Source organism: Miltoncostaea oceani, from assembly GCF_018141545.1.
Lineage (GTDB): Bacteria > Actinomycetota > Thermoleophilia > Miltoncostaeales > Miltoncostaeaceae > Miltoncostaea > Miltoncostaea oceani.
Genome location: NZ_CP064356.1, coordinates 3,474,925 through 3,493,598, shown reverse-complemented (window position 1 = coordinate 3,493,598; position 18,674 = coordinate 3,474,925). Strand labels below are relative to the sequence as shown.

General features: G+C 75.2%; 18 protein-coding genes. 4 read left to right on the top strand and 14 right to left on the bottom strand.

The window, feature by feature from the left end; translation table 11 throughout:
• Positions 1-21 precede the first annotated feature (21 nt).
• The gene (locus tag IU369_RS17780) at positions 22-606 is read left to right on the top strand and encodes a disulfide oxidoreductase (protein WP_217922320.1); all 585 of its coding nucleotides are present in this window, start codon (positions 22-24) and stop codon (positions 604-606) included.
• Here IU369_RS17780 and IU369_RS17775 read toward each other — a convergent pair.
• The 14 genes from IU369_RS17775 to purD all read right to left on the bottom strand — a co-directional run bounded on the left by IU369_RS17775 (position 548) and on the right by purD (position 16,811).
• Positions 548-2,788: an HAD-IC family P-type ATPase gene (locus IU369_RS17775; RefSeq protein WP_217922319.1), complete on the bottom strand. Its 2,241-nt coding sequence runs from the start codon at positions 2,786-2,788 to the stop codon at positions 548-550. The two genes, IU369_RS17780 and IU369_RS17775, sit on opposite strands and share 59 nt — an antisense overlap.
• 149 nt (positions 2,789-2,937) lie before the next feature.
• Entirely contained in the window at positions 2,938-4,017 is a 1,080-nt protein-coding gene (ald, locus tag IU369_RS17770) for an alanine dehydrogenase (protein WP_343233177.1), read from the bottom strand.
• Between the two features lie 42 nt (positions 4,018-4,059).
• A complete protein-coding gene (locus IU369_RS17765; protein ID WP_217922317.1) occupies positions 4,060-5,253 on the bottom strand; it encodes a S1 family peptidase in 1,194 nt (397 codons plus the stop codon).
• A 79-nt stretch (positions 5,254-5,332) separates the two neighbouring features.
• Positions 5,333-5,740 carry an SRPBCC family protein gene (locus tag IU369_RS17760; protein WP_217922316.1) on the bottom strand — a complete coding sequence of 136 codons (408 nt, stop codon included), beginning with the start codon at positions 5,738-5,740 and terminating at the stop codon, positions 5,333-5,335.
• Positions 5,740-7,287, bottom strand: a complete 1,548-nt coding sequence (purH, locus tag IU369_RS17755; RefSeq protein ID WP_217922315.1) for a bifunctional phosphoribosylaminoimidazolecarboxamide formyltransferase/IMP cyclohydrolase — start codon at positions 7,285-7,287, stop codon at positions 5,740-5,742. The genes IU369_RS17760 and purH overlap by 1 nt, the downstream gene beginning before the upstream one ends.
• Positions 7,284-7,913 (bottom strand): phosphoribosylglycinamide formyltransferase, encoded by a 630-nt coding sequence (gene purN / locus IU369_RS17750; protein WP_217922314.1) that lies wholly within the window; start codon positions 7,911-7,913, stop codon positions 7,284-7,286. The genes purH and purN overlap by 4 nt, the downstream gene beginning before the upstream one ends.
• Entirely contained in the window at positions 7,906-8,871 is a 966-nt protein-coding gene (gene purM / locus IU369_RS17745; RefSeq protein ID WP_217922313.1) for a phosphoribosylformylglycinamidine cyclo-ligase, read from the bottom strand. The genes purN and purM overlap by 8 nt, the downstream gene beginning before the upstream one ends.
• Positions 8,872-8,924: 53 nt before the next feature.
• A complete protein-coding gene (gene purF / locus IU369_RS17740; RefSeq protein ID WP_217922312.1) occupies positions 8,925-10,370 on the bottom strand; it encodes an amidophosphoribosyltransferase in 1,446 nt (481 codons plus the stop codon).
• Positions 10,367-12,538: a phosphoribosylformylglycinamidine synthase subunit PurL gene (gene purL, locus IU369_RS17735; protein ID WP_217922311.1), complete on the bottom strand. Its 2,172-nt coding sequence runs from the start codon at positions 12,536-12,538 to the stop codon at positions 10,367-10,369. The genes purF and purL overlap by 4 nt, the downstream gene beginning before the upstream one ends.
• Complete coding sequence (gene purQ, locus IU369_RS17730) at positions 12,535-13,173, bottom strand: phosphoribosylformylglycinamidine synthase subunit PurQ (RefSeq protein WP_217922310.1); 639 nt, start codon at positions 13,171-13,173, stop codon at positions 12,535-12,537. The genes purL and purQ overlap by 4 nt, the downstream gene beginning before the upstream one ends.
• Positions 13,170-13,403 carry a phosphoribosylformylglycinamidine synthase subunit PurS gene (gene purS, locus IU369_RS17725; protein WP_217922309.1) on the bottom strand — a complete coding sequence of 78 codons (234 nt, stop codon included), beginning with the start codon at positions 13,401-13,403 and terminating at the stop codon, positions 13,170-13,172. Before purS ends, purQ begins: the two co-directional genes overlap by 4 nt.
• Entirely contained in the window at positions 13,400-14,236 is an 837-nt protein-coding gene (locus tag IU369_RS17720; protein ID WP_343233257.1) for a phosphoribosylaminoimidazolesuccinocarboxamide synthase, read from the bottom strand. Before IU369_RS17720 ends, purS begins: the two co-directional genes overlap by 4 nt.
• On the bottom strand, positions 14,236-15,531 hold the full coding sequence (purB, locus tag IU369_RS17715; RefSeq protein ID WP_281426200.1) for an adenylosuccinate lyase: 1,296 nt from the start codon (positions 15,529-15,531) through the stop codon (positions 14,236-14,238). The genes IU369_RS17720 and purB overlap by 1 nt, the downstream gene beginning before the upstream one ends.
• Positions 15,528-16,811, bottom strand: a complete 1,284-nt coding sequence (purD, locus tag IU369_RS17710) for a phosphoribosylamine--glycine ligase (RefSeq protein WP_246551306.1) — start codon at positions 16,809-16,811, stop codon at positions 15,528-15,530. Before purD ends, purB begins: the two co-directional genes overlap by 4 nt.
• An 84-nt stretch (positions 16,812-16,895) precedes the next feature.
• On the opposite strand from purD, the gene IU369_RS17705 reads away from it, so the two are divergent.
• The 3 genes from IU369_RS17705 to IU369_RS17695 all read left to right on the top strand — a co-directional run bounded on the left by IU369_RS17705 (position 16,896) and on the right by IU369_RS17695 (position 18,525).
• Positions 16,896-17,261: a hypothetical protein gene (locus tag IU369_RS17705; RefSeq protein WP_217922306.1), complete on the top strand. Its 366-nt coding sequence runs from the start codon at positions 16,896-16,898 to the stop codon at positions 17,259-17,261.
• On the top strand, positions 17,258-17,773 hold the full coding sequence (locus IU369_RS17700; protein WP_217922305.1) for a beta-class carbonic anhydrase: 516 nt from the start codon (positions 17,258-17,260) through the stop codon (positions 17,771-17,773). The genes IU369_RS17705 and IU369_RS17700 overlap by 4 nt, the downstream gene beginning before the upstream one ends.
• 80 nt (positions 17,774-17,853) lie before the next feature.
• The gene (locus IU369_RS17695) at positions 17,854-18,525 is read left to right on the top strand and encodes an HD-GYP domain-containing protein (protein ID WP_217922304.1); all 672 of its coding nucleotides are present in this window, start codon (positions 17,854-17,856) and stop codon (positions 18,523-18,525) included.
• Positions 18,526-18,674 lie beyond the last annotated feature (149 nt).

The following is an 18,674-nucleotide window of genomic DNA, read 5'->3' as shown; positions in this document are numbered from 1 at the left end:
GACGGGCGGTCCCCGCCTCCGGTGACGGACACGGTCAACACCACCCTCGCCGCGCTGGCGATCCTGGCCCAGGTCGCCGCGGTGCTGCTGGCGGTCGCGATCGTCGCGGCCGCCGTCAGCCCGCGCGCCCGGGCGGCCCTCGTCTCCTCGTGGGAGGGGGTCGCCCGCCAGGCGGTGTGGGCGGCGTGGGTCGTCGCGGCGGTCGCGACGGCCGGGAGCCTCTACTTCTCGGAGATCGCCGACTACCCGCCGTGCCAGTACTGCTGGTACCAGCGGATCTGCATGTACCCGCTCGTGGTGATCCTGCTGGTCGGCGCCCTCCTGAAGGACCGGCGGGTGTCGCTCTACGCGGCGGTCTTCCCCGTGGTCGGGGCGGCGATCTCGATCTACCACATCTACATCGAGGTGAACCCGGACAAGGAGAGCGCCACCTGCCGCGCCGGGATCCCCTGCTCGACGCGGTGGATCGACGAGTTCGGCTACGTGACGATCCCCGTCGGGGCCCTCAGCGCGTTCGTGCTGATCGGGCTGCTGCTGGTCGTCTCGTTCATCGCCGGCCGGCGGTCGGGCGACGCCACCCCTCCGGGAGGGGCAACCGGGGGATGAACCGCTCGTCGGTGAGCGCGAGGCCCCCCATGGCCAGCGCGGACCCGGCGGCGGCGCAGAGCAGGATGGCGGGGTCGGGGGAGGCCACCTCGAAGAAGTCCCGCCACCCGGGCAGCGTCAGCACCACCAGGTAGAGGGCGAGCAGCCCGACGCAGAGCGCCGTGACCGACCAGCCCCGCGCGCGGCTTCCGCTCTCCAGCACCACCACGAGGTAGAGCCCCGTCGTCACGAGGACCGTCGTCGCGACGGTGCGGGCGCGCACGGGGTCCATGTCGATCAGGTTGAGCGACATGAGGAAGCTCGCGACGACGCCGAGCCCGATGGCGGTCCCGGCGGGGATCGCGAAGCGGGCGAGGTCGCGGAGGAACCCGGCGGGCCGCCACGGCCCCGTGCTCGGCGCGAGCGCCAGCACGAAGGCGGGGACGCCGATGGTGAAGAACGACGCGAGGGTCAGGTGCCGCGGCAGGAACGGGTAGCTCTCGGACGACAGGCCGACGGTGAGGATGAGGAACGCGGCGAGCACGGACTTCGCCACGAAGAGCTTCGCGACGCGCTGCAGGTTGCGCATCACCTTGCGCCCCTCGCGGATCATCGGCGGCACCGACGCGAACCCGTCGCGCACGAGCACGAGGTCGGCGATGCCGCGGGCCATCTGCGAGCCGCTGCCCTGGGCGATCGCGAGCCGCGCCGCCTTCAGGGCCGGGACGTCGTTGACGCCGTCGCCGACCATCACGACGTGCCGGCCCTGGGCGGCGAGCGCCTCCACGACCCGCTTCTTGCCGTCGGGGGAGATGCGGCCGATCACGCTCCGCGACGCCACGAGCTCGCGCAGCTCGGCGTCGCCGGGCGGCAGGTCGCGCCCGTCCACCGGGTCGCCGAGCACGGGGACGCCGGCGTCGGCGGCGATCGCCGCGACGGTGGCGGGGGCGTCACCGGAGATCACCTTAAGGTCGATGCCGTCCTCGCGGAGGAAGGCGATCGTCTCGCGGGTGTCGGGGCGGAGCTCCTCGGCGAGCACGACGATGCCGATCGGGGTCAGCCCGGCGGGCGGCGGCGCGTCGGGGTCGGGCAGCGCGAGGGGGACGTCCCCCGTCGCGACGGCGAGCACGCGCCGGCCGGCGGCCGCCTCGTCGCCGGCCCGCGCGGCGAGGCCGTCGGGGAGCGTGAAGTGCTCCGGGGCCCCCATGACGATGGTCCGGCCGCCGATGCGCAGGCCGCTCCACCGGCGCCGCGACGCGAACGGGACGGCCGCCTCCACCGGCTCGGCGACCCCGGGGATGCCGTGCCCGACGGCGTCGAGGGTCGCGTTGCGGTCGGGCGCGCTCGCGGCGAGTCGCCCGAGCAGGGTCGACAGCTCGCCGTCGTCGACGCCGGGCGCGGCGACGACCGCCTCGACCCGGAGGCCCTCCTCGGTGAGGGTGCCGGTCTTGTCGAGGCAGATGACGTCGACGGAGGCGAGCGACTCGACGGCGTTGAGCTGCTGGGCGAGGGCGCCGCGGCGGGTCATCCGCAGGGTCGCGACGGCGTACGTCACGCCGACGAGCAGCACCAGCCCCTCGGGGACGAGCGTGACGACGGCGGCGACGGCGGTGGCGACGGACTCCCGGAACGCGACGTCCTGCTCGATCAGCGACCACGCGAGCAGCAGCCCCAGCGGGATCATCGAGACGCCGAGGATCAGGATGAGCCGGTCGAGCGCCCGCTCCAGCGGCGACCGGGGGTGCCGGAACTCCCGCGCCTCGCCGACGAGCCGCTCGGCGTAGGTGTCCGCGCCGACGGCGGTCGCGACGTAGGCGCCCGACCCCTCCGCGGCGAACGAGCCGGCCCGCACCTCGTCGCCCGCGGCGCGGGCGACGGGCTCCGCCTCACCGGTGAGGATCGACTCGTCCACCCCGAGGCCGTCGCTGCGCACGAGGCGCCCGTCGGCGACGACCTGGTCGCCCGCGCCGACGGTGACGAGGTCGCCGACGACCACCCGGGGCACGTCGACGACGACGGGGCGTCCGTCGCGCACCACCGTCGCCCGCGGGGCGACGAGGGCGGCGAGCCGGTCGAGGCTCGCCTTGGCGCGCGCCTCCTGCCCGATGCCGATCCCGGCGTTCAGCAGGAGGATCGCGAGGAAGACGGCGTCCCGCCAGTCGGCGAAGACGAGGGTGACGACGCCGGCGATCACCAGCGTCACGTTGAAGACCGTGAGCAGGTTCGCCCGCAGGATGCTCGACCAGGAGCGGCTGGTCGCGGGCCCCTCGACCTCCCCGCGGGCGGCCAGGCGGCGCTCGGCCTCGCGCTGGGTGAGGCCCTCCTGCGGGGGCGGGAGCTCCAGGGTCGCGGTCAGCTCGCCAGCGCCTCCGCGACCGCGGCGTTGACGATCTTGCCGTCGCGCACGTTGACGCCGGGCCGCAGCCCGGGGTGCGCCCGGAGCGCGCCGGTCAGGCCCTCGTCGGCGAGCCACGTGACGTGCGGGAGGGTGGCGTTGTTCAGGGCGCGCGTCGAGGTGACGGGGACGGCGCCCGGCATGTTCGCCACGCAGTAGTGCAGGACCCCGTCCACGAGGTAGACGGGGTCGGAGTGCGTCGTCGGCCGCGTCGTCTCGAAGCAGCCGCCCTGGTCGACGGCCACGTCCACGACGACCGCCCCGCGGCGCATCATCCCGAGCATGTCGCGGGTGACCACGCGCGGCGCCCGCGCCCCCGGCAGCAGCACCGCGCCGACGACGAGGTCGGCGGTCGGCAGCAGCTCCTCGATCGCGAGGCGGGTCGAGTGGAGCAGCGTCACGCGGCCGCCGAGGACCATCTCCAGCTCGCGGAGCCGGTCGAGGTCGGTGTCGAGGACGGTCACGTGGGCCTGCATGCCGATCGCCACGAGGGCGGCGTTCGTGCCGACGATGCCGGCGCCGATCACCACGACCGACCCCGGCGCCACGCCTGCCACGCCGCCGAGGAGCACCCCGCGGCCGCCGAGGGGGCGCTCGAGGTACCGCGCGCCCGCCTGCACCGCCAGCCGCCCGGCGATCTCGCTCATCGGGGCGAGCAGCGGCAGCCGCCCGGCGCCGTCCTCGACGGTCTCGTAGGCGATGCCGGTCGTCCCCGCGCGGCGGAGGGCGTCGGCGACGCCCGGGCTGGCCGCGAGGTGGAGGTAGGTGAAGAGGATCTGGTCGTCCTGGAGGAAGCGGAACTCCTCCGGCTGGGGCTCCTTCACCTTCAGCACCAGGCGGCAGCCCCACGCGTCGGCGGCGTCGCCGATGGTCGCTCCGACGCGCGTGAACTCCCCGTCGGGGATCCCCGACCCGGCGCCCGCGCCCCGCTCGATCACGACCTCGTGACCGCGTCGCGTCAGCTCCAGGGCCCCGGCGGGGGTGAGCGCGACGCGGTACTCGTCCGACTTGACCTCGGCCGGCACGCCGATCCTCATCGTCACCCCCTGCGGTCGGACCCCCCGGCTGGCCGTCCTAGCCTAACGGCCGCGCGGGGAGGGACCCCGGCGCGGGACGTGGGGCGCGAGGAGGGCGGCGGCGAAGCCCATGGCGATGACGGCGGCGAGCACGCCGAGGCCGAGCAGCACCCCCTGGGGGCGGCGGTCGCCGGCGAGCCGGATGCGGGCGTCGGCGAGCTCCTCGGCGCGGGTCCGCTCCGTCGCGGCGAGGGTGTGAACGGGGAACGCGATCAGGGTGGCGTCGAAGGCGGCCTCCGCGGCGCCGGGGTCGAGGCGCCACAGGGCCTCCATCCCCTGCCGGAAGGCGGCGGCCGCCCGTCCGGTGGTGGGCGTGACCCCCGCCGTCTGCATGAGCTGGCGCAGCTCCGTGGCCCGCTCCGCGATCCCGCCGGAGCGGGTGGACTGGATGACGATCCCGCGGACGCGGCCCTCCCCGTCGACGACGGGGGCGCCGGAGTCGCCGCCCTGCACCGCGACGGAGATCGCGATCGCCTGCCGCACCGGCGTCTCGTCCTCGAGCGTCCCGGTGCGGCTCAGGCTGCCGCGGCGGATCGCCGGCTCCAGCTCGCCGAGGCCGTCGCCGGCGGAGTGGATGGCGGACGCCCGCCCGAAGCCGACCGAGATGACGGGGGTGCCGATGCTGGCCGACTCGTCGAGGGGCAGCGCGGGCGCGCCGCGGGCGACGACGCGCACGAGCGCGAGGTCGGCGGTCGGGCTCGGCACGATCCTCACCGGCTGCCAGGTCCGCGAGGCGCGCGCCCCGGCCCCGGCGTCCGCCTGGGTGACGTCGACGCGCACCCGCCGGGCGCCCGCCGGTCGCGCGCCGGTGCGCTCCAGGTAGGCGTCGACCGCGGCGTCGGAGTGCGCCCGCCCGGTGTAGATGAGGTGGTTGCGGTACGCCATCGCGGCGAGGGTGTCGTCGCCGGGGGCGACGACGTGCCGGGCCGTCGCGAGCCACCCGCCGGTGGAGACGCCGAACGCCGTGCCGCTCTCCACGATCCGCCGCGCCTTCGCCCCGAGGGGCAGGCGCGTCCCGTCGGCCGCGACGAGCGCCGGGACGTCGTAGGTGACCGTCACCCGGTAGATGCTCGGCAGCGTCAGGAGGGCGGCGCGGTCGAGGGGGTCCTGCGAGAGGTCCGGGGGCGGCGCGGCCGTGGCCGCGGCGGGCGCGACCACGGCGACCAGGGCGACCAGCAGGGCGGCGAGGACGCGCATGGCCACAGGGTAGGCGCTGGCCCGACCCGGGGCCGGGGGACCCGTCGCGGGTGTGCCGGTCCGGCGGGGGCGGGGGCCGCTAGGCCGTCCCGCCCTCCACGATCCTCTTGACCCGGTCGAGGGCGTCCGTCTGGCTCGCCGTGAGGCGGCCGCGGATGTCGGCGGCCGGGTCGAGCGGCTCGGCCTGGGTGGCCCAGCGGACGCGGCTGCCGGTGCCCTCGGCGGTCACCTCGAAGCTGGCGAGGTGCGACGCGACGGGGGCGCCGGACACCACCGAGTACGAGTAGAAGCGGCGGTCGTCGTCACGCTCGAGGAGGCGTTCGTGCAGCTCGGCGCCCTCCGCCGTGCGGAGGGTGCGGCGGTCGCCGTCGACCTCGCACGCCACGTACTTGGGGTACCACTGCGGGACGGTCGTCGGGTCGCCGATGAACCGCCAGACGGCCTCCGGCGGGGCGTCGATGTCGACGGTGAGGGCCCAGGCCGGCATCAGTGGCGGAAGTGGCGTCGGCCGGTGACGACCATCGCGACGCCCGCGGCGTCGCAGGCGGCGAACACCTCGTCGTCGCGGATGGAGCCACCGGGCTGGATGATGGCGGTGACCCCCGCCCGCACCGCGGCCTCGGGGCCGTCGGCGAACGGGAAGAACGCGTCGCTGGCGAGCACGGCGCCCGCGACGGGCGACTGGGCCTTGTCGAGGGAGAGGCGCACCGAGTCGACGCGGCTCATCTGGCCGGCGCCGACCCCGACGGTGACGAGGTCGCGCGCCAGCACGATCGCGTTGCTCTTGACGTGCTTGGCGACCCGCCACGCGAACAGCAGGTCCCCCCACTCGGCCTCGGTCGGCGCCCGGTCGGTGACGACGGTCATGCCGGACCGGTCCTCGCTCTCGGCGTCGCGGTCCTGCACCAGCACGCCGCCGACGACCCGGCGCAGGTCGCGCTCGCCGGCGTTCGTGCGGCGGCGCTCGTCGTTCAGCATGAGGCGGGTGTTCGGCTTGCGGGTGAGGGACGCGAGGGCCGCCTCGTCGAAGCCGGGGGCGCAGAGCACCTCCACGAACGTCCCGGCGAGCAGCTCGCCGAGCTCCGGGTCGACGGGGCGGTTCACCGCGATCACGCCGCCGTAGGCGGAGACGGGGTCGCAGTCGCGGGCCCGCTCGTAGGCGGTGCGCACGTCGCTGCCGACGGCGACGCCGCACGGGTTGTTGTGCTTCACGATCACGCAGGCCGGCAGCTCGAACTCCGCGAGGACGCCGCGGGCGGCGTCCAGGTCGAACAGGTTGTTGAACGAGAGGGCCTTGCCGTGGAGCTGCTCGACGCGGGCGAGGAGGTGGGTGCGGGCGCCGCGCTCGGTGTAGTACGCGCCGCGCTGGTGCGGGTTCTCCCCGTACGAGAGGTCCATCGCCTTGTCGAAGCCCATCAGGAGGGATGCGGGGAACCCCTCGTCCTCGTCCGCCTCGGCGAACCACGACGAGATCGCGGCGTCGTAGGAGGCGGTGCGCAGGAAGGCGGCGCCGGCGAGGCGGCGCCGCAGCGCGGGGGACAGCTCGCCGTCGCCCGCGGCGAGCTCGCCGAGGACCTCCGCGTACTGGTCGGGCGAGGTCACCACGCCGACGCGGGAGTGGTTCTTCGCGGCCGCCCGGATGAGGGTCGGCCCGCCGATGTCGATCTGCTCGATCAGCTCGTCGTCGGAGACGCCGCGCCGGCGCGCCCACTCCTCGAACGGGTAGAGGTTCACGACGACGAGGTCGATCGGCTCGATGCCGTTCTCGGCCATCTCGCGGGCGTCGCCCTCGTGGCCGGCGCGCCCCAGGATGCCGCCGTGGATGCGGGGGTGGAGCGTCTTGACGCGCCCGCCCATGATCTCGGGGTGGCCGGTGACCTCGTCGACGGCGACGACGTCGATCCCCCATGACCGCAGCGACTCGGCGGTCCCGCCGGTCGAGACGATGGTGATGCCGGCGTCGGCGAGACCGCGGGCGAAGTCCTCCAGCCCGGTCTTGTCCGAGACCGAGACGAGCGCACGCGAGACCCTCACTCGACCTCCACGGGACTGATCAGGACCTTCCGCCGGTCCGTGGGATCGCGGTGCACCCTGCCGGCGGCGAACAGGCGCACCGTCTCGGGCACGAGACGGTGCTCCACCTCGCGGATCCGCGCGGTGAGCGCCTCTTCGTCGTCACCGTACAACACGGGTACCGGCTCCTGCAGGATGGCCGGACCGCCGTCGACGACCTCCTCCGCGTAGTGCACCGTGACCCCCGTCCAGCGGACGCCCCAGTCGAGGGCCTGGCGGATCGCGTGGAGCCCGGGGAACGACGGCAGCAGCGAGGGGTGGAGGTTCACGACCCGGTCGGGGAAGCGGTCGAGGAACGCGCCGGTGAGGATGCTCATCCAGCCCGCGAGGACGACGAGGTCGGGACGTGCCTCGGCGACGACGTGGGCGAGCTCGACGTCGCGCTCCTGCCGGTCGCGCCCGGACAGGGTGACGACGGCGACGGGGATCCCCGCGGCGGTGGCGCGGTCGAGCGCGACGATGCCGTCGCGGGAGCCGACGACGAGGACGATCTCGGTGCCGCCGGGCGCGTGGACGGTGTCGATCAGGCTCTGCAGGTTCGACCCGCTGCCCGACGCGAGCACGACGATGCGGTAGGGGTCAGCCACGGGTGACGCCCCTTCCGGGGGCGACCCGCCCGACGACGCGGGCGCCGTCGGCGAGGGCGGCGGCCGCGGCCGCGTCGGCGGGGTCGACGACGACGCACATGCCGAGGCCCATGTTGAACGTGTCCCACGCGTCCTCGGGCGAGACCCGGCCGGTGTCGAGCACCGCCCGCATCGCGGGGTTCGGCTCCCACGACGCCGGGTCGATGACGGCGCCGAGGCCCTCGGGCAGGGCACGCGGCAGGTTCTCGGGGAGCCCGCCGCCGGTGATGTGGGCCGCGGCGCGCACGGCGAGGCCCGCGGAGGTCATCGCCGCGACGTCCCGCACGTAGAGCCGGGTGGGCGCGAGCAGCAGGTCGGGGTCGGGGGCGAGTGCCCCGTCGGCGACGAGGGCGCGCACGAGGGAGTAGCCGTTCGAGTGGATCCCCGACGACGGGATGCCGACGATCAGGTCCCCGTCCTGCACGCGGTGCGCCCCGAGCATCTCGGAGCGCTCGACGACGCCGCAGGCGAACCCCGCCAGGTCGAAGTGGCCGGGGGCGTAGAGGCCCGGCATCTCCGCCGTCTCGCCACCCGCGAGGGCGCACCCGACCGCGGCGCAGGCGTCGGCGACCGACGCGACGAGCTCCCGCGCCTGATCGGTGTCGAGGCGTCCGACGGCGAGGTAGTCGAGGAACACGAGGGGCCGCGCGCCGGTGCAGGCGAGGTCGTTGACGCACATCGCGACGAGGTCCTGGCCGAGCCCCCCGATGCGCCCCAGCTCCTGGGCGAGGAGCAGCTTGGTGCCGATGCCGTCGGTGCAGGTGACGAGCATCGGCTCGCGCATGCCCGGCGGGATCGGGTGGGCGGCGGCGAACCCGGTCTGGCCGCCCGCGACCATCGCGGAGATGGCCGCGGTGTGGCGGCGGGCGGCGTCGAGGTCGACCCCGGCGTCGCGGTAGGAGAGGTGGTCGGACGCCATGTCGCGAAGCCTAGTGCCGCGCCGGGGCGGGTGGGCGCCGGATCCCGGGGCGCTCAGGCGGCGGCGGGCTCCCGCTCACCGGGCTCGAAGCGCAGCTTCAGCGACGAGTCGGGGATCGCGATGGGGTACTCGCCGGTGAAGCACGCCCGGCAGAACCCCGACGCCGGCTTCCCGAGGGCGCGCTGCAGGCCGTCGAGGGTCAGGTACGCGAGGCTGTGCGCGCCGGTGAGGTCCGCGATCTCCTCGACGCTGCGGCCGACGGCGACGAGCTCCGCCCGGTCGGCCATGTCGATGCCGTAGAAGCAGGGCCAGAGGATCGGGGGGCTCGAGATCCGCATGTGCACCTCGGCGGCGCCGGCGTCGAGCAGCATCTGGACGATCCGCTGGGTGGTGTTGCCGCGCACGATCGAGTCGTCGACGACGACGAGGCGCTTGCCGGCGATCACCGACGGCAGCGGGTTGAACTTCAGCCGGATGCCGTGCTGGCGCATCGCCTGGTCGGGCTGGATGAAGCTGCGCCCGACGTAGCGGTTGCGCACCACGGCCTCGGAGTACGGGATCCCCGACTCCTGGGCGTACCCGATGGCGGCGGGGGTGCCGCTGTCGGGGAGCCCGACGACGAGGTCCGCGTCGACGCCGCTCTCGCGGGCGAGCTCGGCGCCCATCGCGCTGCGCGACTCCCACATCGTGGTGCCCTCCATGCGGCTGTCGGGCCGCGCGAAGTAGATGTGCTCGAAGACGCAGGTCCGCCCGCCGGCGGAGGGGAGGGCCTGGCGGCTCTCGATGCCGCCGGCGCTGAGGCGCAGGGCCTCGCCGGGGCGGACGTCGCGCTCGAACCGGGCGCCGATCTGGTCGAGGGCGCAGGTCTCGGAGGCGACGCACCAGCCGCCCTCGTCGAGCCGCCCGAGCACCAGGGGGCGCACGCCGTGGGCGTCGCGGAACGCGACGAGCTCGCTGCCGGAGATCACGACGACGGAGTAGGCGCCGACGAGGCGCGGCATGACCGCGCAGACGGCGCGGAGCAGGCTGCCCTCCTCGGCGGCGATCAGCGCCGCGATGATCTCCGAGTCGGTGCTGGCGCGCAGGTCGGCGCCCGCCGCCTCCATCTCGGTCCGCAGCTCGCCGGTGTTGGTGAGGTTGCCGTTGTGGCCGAGGGCGACGATGTCGTCGCCGCGGGTCTGCGCCACGGGCTGGGCGTTGTCCCACTTGTTGGCGCCGGTGGTCGAGTAGCGCACGTGGCCGATGGCGGCGTCGCCGGTGAGGCTCCGCAGCGACGTCTCGTCGAACACGGTGGTCACGAGGCCGAGGTCCCGCTGGATCGTGACGTTGGCGCCGTCGCGGGCGGCGATGCCGGCGCTCTCCTGGCCGCGGTGCTGCAGGGCGTGGAGCGCGTAGTACGTGATCCGCGAGACGTCGCGCCCCGGCGGGGCGGCGACGGCGAAGACGCCGCACTCCTCCTTGGGGGTGTCGTCGTCCAGGGGTCGCTCCGCGTCGCTCATGCCAGCGCCTCCGGCAGGGTTCCCTCGTGTGCCGCGCGTGCCGCGGCCAGGTCGATCGTGGCGGGGCGGCCGCCGATGCGCAGCGTGACGGCGTCGCCGCCGACGCGCCCGATGCGGGTGACCGCCACGGTGTCGCGGCCCATCATCGCCACGCGGTCGGCGTCCTCGGACGAGCGGACGGTGACGATCATGCGGCCGCCGCCCTCGCCGAACGCGACCTCGTCGTCGCGGGCGCCGGACGGCAGGTCGACCGCGGCGCCCACGCCGCCGATCAGGGCGCTCTCGGCCAGCGCGACGGCGAGTCCGCCCGCCGACACGTCGTGGGCGCTCGTCAGGAGGCCCTCCTCCGCCGCCCTCAGCACGATCCCGATACCCGCGACCTCCCGACCGACATCGATGTCAGGCGGCGCGCCGCCCGCACCCCCGACGTACTCGCTCGCGTCGAGGGACCCATCATCCCCGATCAGCAGGATGACATCGCCCTCGTCGCCGAATCCCTGTCCGACACTGCTGTCGGCGCGCTCCAGGAGGCCCATCATCCCCACGACGGGGGTCGGCAGGATGGCCCGGGTCGCGGACTCATTGTAGAGCGACACGTTGCCGCTGACGACCGGGACCTCCAGCGCGACGAGGGCCTCCGACATCCCGGCGATGGCCTCCGCCAGGCGCCACCCCGTCGAGCCCTTCTCGGGGTTCGGGAAGTTGAGGCAGTCGGTCGCCGCCACGGGCCGCGCCCCGACGCACGCGAGGTTGCGGGCGGCCTCCAGCACCGACGCCCGGCCGCCGCCGCGCGGGTCGCGCTCGCAGTGGCGCTCGGCGCAGTCGGTGGTCAGGGCGATCGCCCGGTCCGAGCCGGGCAGCCGCACCACGGCGGCGTCGCCGCCGGGCCGGCGGATCGTGTTGGCGCCGACGAGGTGGTCGTAGCGCTCGTACACCCAGCGCTTGCTCGCGATGTTCGGCCGGGCCAGCAGGTCGAGCCACGCCGCCGCCAGGTCCGCCGGCTCCGGCAGGGCGGAGCGGTCGAGCGGCGGCGGGGGCGCGGCGGGGGTCCGCGGCACCTCGTAGACGGGGGCCTCGTCGGCGAGGAGGCGCGCGGGGAGGTCGACGACGACCTCGCCGCGGTGGCGGGCGACGAGGTTCTCGCCCTCCGTCACCGAGCCGATCGCGGTGGCGTCGAGGTCCCAGCGGCGGCAGACGGCGACGACCTCGTCGACGCGCCCGGGCTCGACGACGGCGAGCATCCGCTCCTGGCTCTCCGACACGAGGATCTCGGCGGCCTGCAGCTCCTCGCGGAGCGGCACCAGGTCCAGGTCGATGTCGAGCCCGAGGCGGCCCTTGGCGGCCATCTCGCTCGCGGCGCTGGTGAGGCCCGCGGCCCCGAGGTCCTGCAGGGCCACGAAGGCGCCCGCGGCGGCCAGCTCGAGGCAGCAGTCCATGAGCTTGCGCTCCGTGAACGGGTCGCTCACCTGCACGGACGGGCGCTTGTCCTCGTCGTCGAGCTCGGCCGAGGCGAGGACGCTGGCGCCGCCGATGCCGTCGGCGCCGGTGCGGTTGCCGATCAGCACCAGGGCGTTGCCGGGACCCGACGCGGCGGCCCGCAGCATCGGCCCCTCGACGATCCCGACGCACATGGCGTTGACGAGGCACGACTCCTCGTAGCGGTCGTCGAAGACCACCTCGCCGCCGACGGTCGGCACCCCGATGCAGTTGCCGTAGTGCCCGATGCCGGCGACGGCGCGGGTGAACAGGTGGCGGCTGCGGGCGCTGGTCAGCTCGCCGAAGCGGAGGCTGTCGAGCAGCGCGATCGGGCGGGCGCCCATCGCGATGATGTCGCGGACGATGCCGCCGACGCCGGTCGCGGCGCCCTCGAACGGCTCCACCGCGGAGGGGTGGTTGTGGCTCTCGATCTTCAGCGCCACGGCGATGCCGTCGCCGACGTCGATGACGCCGGCGTTCTCGCCGGGGCCCTGCAGCACCCGCGGCCCCGTCGTCGGGAAGCCCGACAGGAGGGGGCGGCTGTGCTTGTACGAGCAGTGCTCGCTCCACATGAGGCTGAACATGACGAGCTCGGGGTCGGTCGGCGTGCGCCCGAGCAGCTCCGGGATGCGGGCGGCCTCGTCGTCGGTGAGCCCGAGCTGGCGGTGGCGGGGGAGGTCGCGAGTGCTCACGCCAGCAGCCCCCCGAGCACCAGGCGCCCGTCGACGGATCCGAGCAGGGGGTCGCAGGCCTCCTCCGGGTGGGGCATCAGGCCCATCACGTTGCCGGCGGCGTTCGTCACGCCCGCGACGCGGTCGACCGAGCCGAGCAGGTCCTCGCGGTACCGCAGCACGACGCGCGCGCTGTCCGGGTCGCCGTACCAGGCGCCCTCGTTGTTCTTGACGGGGATCGACAGCGTCGCGCCGCCCTCCAGCCCGCCCGTCCAGGGCGTGCCGTCGTCGGCGACCTCGAGCTCCATCTGCCGGCACACGAACGAGAGCGTGGCGTTGCGGCGCAGCGCCCCCGGCAGGAGCCCGGCCTCGCAGAGCACCTGGAAGCCGTTGCAGATCCCGACGACGCGGCCACCGGCGTCGGCGTGGCGGCGGACGGCGGCCATGATCGGGGAGCGGCTCGCGATGGCGCCGCACCGCAGGTGGTCGCCGTACGAGAAGCCGCCGGGCAGCAGCACGGCGTCGGTGCCCTCCGGGAGGGCGTCGTCGGCGTGCCAGGCGGGCACCGCGCGGGCGCCGAGGCCCTCCACGGCGACGGCGGCGCTGTCGTGGTCGAGCGACCCGGGGAAGCGGACGACGGCGACCGTGGTCGTCACGGGACCTCCACCGCGTAGTCCTCGATCAGGGCGTTCGCGAGGAGCTGCTCGCACATCGCGCGCGCCTGACCGGCCGGGTCGTCCCCCGCGATCTCGAGCTCGATGCGCTTGCCGATCCGCACCTCGCCGACCCCGCCGAAGCCGAGCTGCGCGAGCGCGCCGGCGACGGCCTGGCCCTGCGGGTCGAGCACCCCCGCCTTCGGCATGACCGTCACGACGACCTGGGTCACCCAACCACCTCCGTGATGCGCTGATGCGCCTCGATGTACCGGGCACGCGTCCCCTCCACCACCTCGGCCGGGAGCTCCGGCGGCGGTGACGCGTGGTCCCAGCCGATCCGGTCCAGCCAGTCGCGCAGGTACTGCTTGTCGAACGAGGGCGGGCTCGTGCCCGGCTCCCACCGGTCGGCGGGCCAGAAGCGCGACGAGTCGGGGGTGAGGGCCTCGTCGCCGAGCACGAGGCGCCCCCCCGCGTCGACGCCGAGCTCGAACTTGGTGTCGGCCAGGATGATCCCGGCCGCCGCGCACCGCTCCGACGCGCGGCGGTAGAGCTCCAGCGTGATCCGCTCCGCCTCGGCGAGCAACCCCTCGCCGGTGAGCTCGGCGGCCCGGGCCCGGCTGATGTTCTCGTCGTGGCCCTCGGTCGCCTTCGTCGCGGGCGTGAAGATCGGCTCCGGCAGCCGGTCGCCGAGCCGGAGGCCGGGCGGGAGCGGGTGGCCGCAGACCGCGCCGGTCGCCTGGTAGTCGGCCCAGCCGGACCCCGCGAGGTAGCCGCGGGCGACGCACTCGACGGGGAGCATCCGCAGGCGCGTGACGAGCATCGCCCGGTCGCCGACCAGCTCGATCAGGTGGTTGGGGACGATGTCCCGCGTCCGCGCGAACCAGAAGGCCGACAGCGCCGTGAGGATGGCGCCCTTGCCGGGGATCGGCGTCGGCATGATCCAGTCGTACGCCGAGATGCGGTCGGTCGCGACGATCAGCAGCCGGGCGTCGTCCACCTCGCGGACCTGGCGCACCTTGCCCTCGAGGAGGAGCGGGTAGTCCGACACCGCTCCCGCGTCGATCACAGACCGGCCACCCTCTCCATCAGCTCGGGGACGTGCCGGGTGTACCACGCCGGGTCGAGCAGCGCCGCCACCTCGGCCGCCGGGATGACCGCGGTGACCTCGTCGTCCTCGGCGAGGAGGTCGCCGAGGGGGCGCTCCTCGTCCCAGGCCCGCAGGGCGTTGCGCTGCACCAGCGCGTACGCCTCCTCGCGGGTCAGGCCCCGCTCGACCAGGCCGAGCAGCACACGCTGGGAGAACACGAGCCCGTGCGACGACTCGAGCACGGCGCGCATCCGGTCCTCGCGGACGACCAGGCCCTCCATCAGCGTCCGCGCCTTGTGGAGCATGTAGTCGAGGGCGAGGAACGCGTCGGGGAGGATGATCCGCTCGACCGAGGAGTGGGAGATGTCGCGCTCGTGCCAGAGGGCGACGTCCTCGAGGGCGGCGACGGCGTGGCCCCGGACGACGCGGGCGATGCCGGAGATGCGCTCCGCCGTGATCGGGTTGCGCTTGTGGGGCATCGCGGACGAGCCCTTCTGCCCCACCGTGAAGGCCTCCTCGGCCTCGCGCAGCTCGGTCCGCTGCAGGTGGCGCAGCTCGGTGGCGAGGCGGTCGAGCGAGGAGGCGGCGACGGCCATCGTGCAGACGAGCTGCGCGTGGCGGTCGCGGGCGACGACCTGGGTGGGGATCGGCTCGCCGCCGATGCCGAGCTCGGCGAGCACCGCGGCCTCGATGGCGGGCTCCAGCATCGCGTAGGTCCCGACGGCGCCGGACAGGGTCCCGACCGACGCGCCGGCGAGCGCGTCGCGCAGGCGCTCCTCGTTGCGGCGGCTCTCCAGGGCGTGCCCGGCGAGCTTCAGGCCGAAGGTCGTGGGCTCCGCGTGGATGCCGTGGGTGCGCCCGACGCACAGGGTGTCCCGGTGCTCCAGCGCCAGGTCGCGGAGGGTGGCGGTGAGCGCCGCCTGCCCGGCGAGCAGCAGCTCGCCCGACCGCCGGATGGCGAGGGCGAGGCCGGTGTCGAGGACGTCCGACGACGTCATGCCGTAGTGGATCCACCGCGACGCCGGGCCGACGCGCTCGTTGACGTCGGTGAGGAACGCGACGACGTCGTGGTTGGTGACGCGCTCCAGCTCCTGGGTGCGCTCCACCGAGAACCCGGCCTTCGCCTCGATCTCGGCGAGGTCGGCCGCGGGGATCACCTCGGCCGCCGCCCACGCCCGGCAGACGGCGAGCTCCACCTCCAGCCAGCGCGCGAGCTTGGCCTCCTCGGTCCAGAGGGCGTTCATGGCCGGGCGCGAGTAACGGGGGATCACGTGGTGGTGTCGTCCATTCCGGAGGCGATGTCGCCGCGCATCTGGCGGCCGTCGAACGTGATGAGGTCGGCCGCGGCGTACGCGCGGGCGCGGGCGTCGGCGACCGAGTCGCCGCGGGCGCTCACGGCCAGCACCCGGCCGCCCGCCGTGACCACCGCGCCGCCCTCGCCGAACGTCGTGCCGGCGTGGTACACCTCCGCGCCCGTCTCGGCGGCCGCGTCGAGGCCGGAGATCACGTCCCCCTGGCGGGGGGTGCCGGGGTACCCGTGCGCGGCGAGCACCACGGCGACGGCGGCGCCGTCGTTGACACGGACGGGGCCGTCGGCGAGCCCGCCGGCCGCGGCGGAGGTGAGCAGGTCCAGCGCGTCGTCCTCGAGGCGGGGCAGCAGGGCCTGCGTCTCGGGGTCGCCGAAGCGGGTGTTGAACTCGAGCACCCGCGGGCCGTCGGGGGTCATCATGATCCCGGCGTAGAGGACGCCCTGGAAGGGCGTCCCGCGGCGCTCCATCTCGGCGATCACGGGGCGGTGGACCGCGTCGACGAGCTCGTCGGCGAGCGCGTCGGGGATGTCGGGCACCGGCGACACGGAGCCCATCCCGCCGGTGTTCGGCCCCGTGTTCCCCTCGCCGATCGGCTTGTAGTCGCGGGCGGCGGGGAACCGGGCGACGGCGCGGCCGTCGGTGATCGCGAGCAGCGACACCTCGGGGCCGGTCATGCCCTCCTCGACGACGACGACCCGGCCGGCCGCGCCGAAGGCCGCGTCGACGAGGCATGCCTGCAGCGCCTCGCGGGCCTGCGCCTCCGTCGTGGCGACGACGACGCCCTTGCCGGCGGCGAGGCCGTCGGCCTTGATCGCGACGGGCAGGCCGAGGGAGGCGACGGCGGCGAGGCCGGCGTCGAGGTCGGTGACGGTGACCGACCGCGCGGTCGGGACGCCCGCGGCCTCCATGACCTCCTTGGCGAACGCCTTGCTGCCCTCGAGGCGCGCGGCGGCGGCGGAGGGGCCGAAGGCGCGCACGCCCGCGGCCCGCAGCGCGTCGCAGATGCCGGCCACGAGGGGGGCCTCGGGCCCGACGACCACGAGGTCGACGCCGAGGGCGGGCGCGAGGGCGGCGACGCCGCGCACGTCGTCCAGGTTCAGGGGGATCAGCTCGGCGTCGCGGGCGATGCCGGCGTTGCCGCCCGCGCACAGTATCCGGGGTCGTTCGGGCGACCGGGCAAGCGCCCTCACGAGGGCGTGCTCGCGCCCTCCGCCTCCGACGACCAGCACCGTGCGACTCACCGGTGCACTCTCGCACACCGCGCGGTCGTCCGGCGGCGCCTGACGTTGGCCGATCGTCCCCGCCCTCCACTACCATCCGGCGCGATGGCCGAGCCACGCAGACCCTTGTCCCGGGCCGACCGCGAGGCCCACCGCGCGCTCCTCGAGGAGGCCCTCGCCGAGCTGGCGGGGGCGCCCGACCGCCAGCAGGCCGCGGGCGAGGTGATGCGGGCCCTCGACTCCTACATCGAGGCCACGGGCGGGGGCACCGCCCTGACGCCCCGGGAGCCCCCGGTCACCGACTTCGAGCGCGCCGCCGCCGGCGAGATCCGCTGGGTGACGTGGATCGTGGTCGGCGGCGCGGTCCTCGCGACGGCCGTCGTCGCGATCGTCCTCTCCGGCGGGTGGCCCGCGGCCCTCGCGATCATCGCCATCTGGACCCTCGCGCTCGTGGCGCTGATGTCGACGTGAGCGGGGAGCGCCGGCCGTCGGTGGTCGACGCGCTGCTGTTCCACGGCAGCCGCAACCCGCCGAGCGCCCTCGACAACCGTCCCTCGCTGCACCTCGCGGTGGTGGCGTGCATGGACGCGCGGCTCGACCTGTTCTCGATCCTCGGGCTCGGCAACGGCCAGGTCCACGTCATCCGCAACGCCGGCGGCCTCGTCGACGACGCGGCCCTGCGCTCCCTGGCGGTGTCGCAGCGGATGCTGGGCACGCGCGAGGTCCTGATCCTGCAGCACACCGAGTGCGGCCTGCACGGCCTCGACGACCACGCCTTCGCCGAGGCGATCGCCGCCGACACCGGGCACGTCCCGGAGTGGCGCGCCGGGGGCTTCGTGGACCTGGAGGACAGCGTCCGCGCCCAGATCCGCCGCGCCCGCATGGCGCCGGAGCTGCCCCACCGCGACGCGATCCGCGGGGCGATCGTGGACCTCACCAACGGCGGCGTCCACGAGGTGGTCGAGGACACCCCGCCGCGCTGATCCGGCCCTCCCCGGAGGGCGCCCGGAAATATTTCCGCAAGTAGATCCGACGTTCCGGTGGGGACGCAGGTCTCCTGTGCATGATCGATTGGTTCCCCACCTCACTCACCGCGGACCCGGCCACGGGCCTCGCGAGATGGCAGGGTCTCATCGCGTTGCGGCGCACGGCCCGGGCCATCGACTCCCTCGACCCCTGCACGACGGGCCACTCGGAGCGCGTCGCCGAGGTCGCGGCCGACATCGCGGCCGAGCTCGGCTGGATCCGCCGCCGGGTCGACGACCTGCGTGACGCCGGGCACGTCCACGACGTCGGCAAGTCGTGCGTCCCCGAGTCGGTCCTGCTGAGCCCGCGCGCCCTCACGCCGACCGAGTTCGAGATCGTGAAGGCCCACGCCGGGGTCGGGGCCGACGCCGTCGCGCCGGTGCTGACGCGCCGCCAGGCCGGCTGGATCCGCCACCACCACGAGCGGTGGGACGGCCGGGGCTACCCCGACGGGCTGATCGAGCACGAGATCCCCGACGGCGCCGCGATCCTCTGCCTCGCCGACTCGTGGGACGCCATGACCCACCGGTCCTGGTCGGGTGAGCCGCTCACGACCGACGGGGCGCTCGAGGAGTGCCGCGCGGAGTCGGGACGCCAGTTCGCCCCGTGGGCCGTCGCCGCCCTCGAGCGGGTGCTCGCGGCGCGCGCCTCCGGCCGGTCCCCCTCGGCACGTCCCGTGCCCCGGTTGCGGCTGGTCTCCGCCGCCTGAGATCCGGGGCGGGACGCGCCGTGCGGACCGTCGTGCGGGTCGCTGCCGGCGCCCGGGCCCCTCGGACGTAGCCGCCCGATCGGGGGGTCTTTCGGGACGGGCACCGGACGTCGTGAGCTTTCGTCAGGTTCGCTGTCCCGCGCCGCTCC

Bases quoted from the DNA above. Each gene is read 5' to 3' on its own strand.
- IU369_RS17765 (WP_217922317.1), bottom strand. From the start codon at position 5,253: ATGCGCGTCCTCGCCGCCCTGCTGGTCGCCCTGGTCGCCGTGGTCGCG.
- IU369_RS17695 (WP_217922304.1), top strand. From the start codon at position 17,854: ATGATCGATTGGTTCCCCACCTCACTCACCGCGGACCCGGCCACGGGC.
- purM (WP_217922313.1), bottom strand. From the start codon at position 8,871: ATGGCGTCCGACCACCTCTCCTACCGCGACGCCGGGGTCGACCTCGAC.
- purF (WP_217922312.1), bottom strand. From the start codon at position 10,370: ATGAGCGACGCGGAGCGACCCCTGGACGACGACACCCCCAAGGAGGAG.
- ald (WP_343233177.1), bottom strand. From the start codon at position 4,017: ATGAGGATCGGCGTGCCGGCCGAGGTCAAGTCGGACGAGTACCGCGTC.
- IU369_RS17760 (WP_217922316.1), bottom strand. From the start codon at position 5,740: ATGCCGGCCTGGGCCCTCACCGTCGACATCGACGCCCCGCCGGAGGCC.
- IU369_RS17705 (WP_217922306.1), top strand. From the start codon at position 16,896: ATGGCCGAGCCACGCAGACCCTTGTCCCGGGCCGACCGCGAGGCCCAC.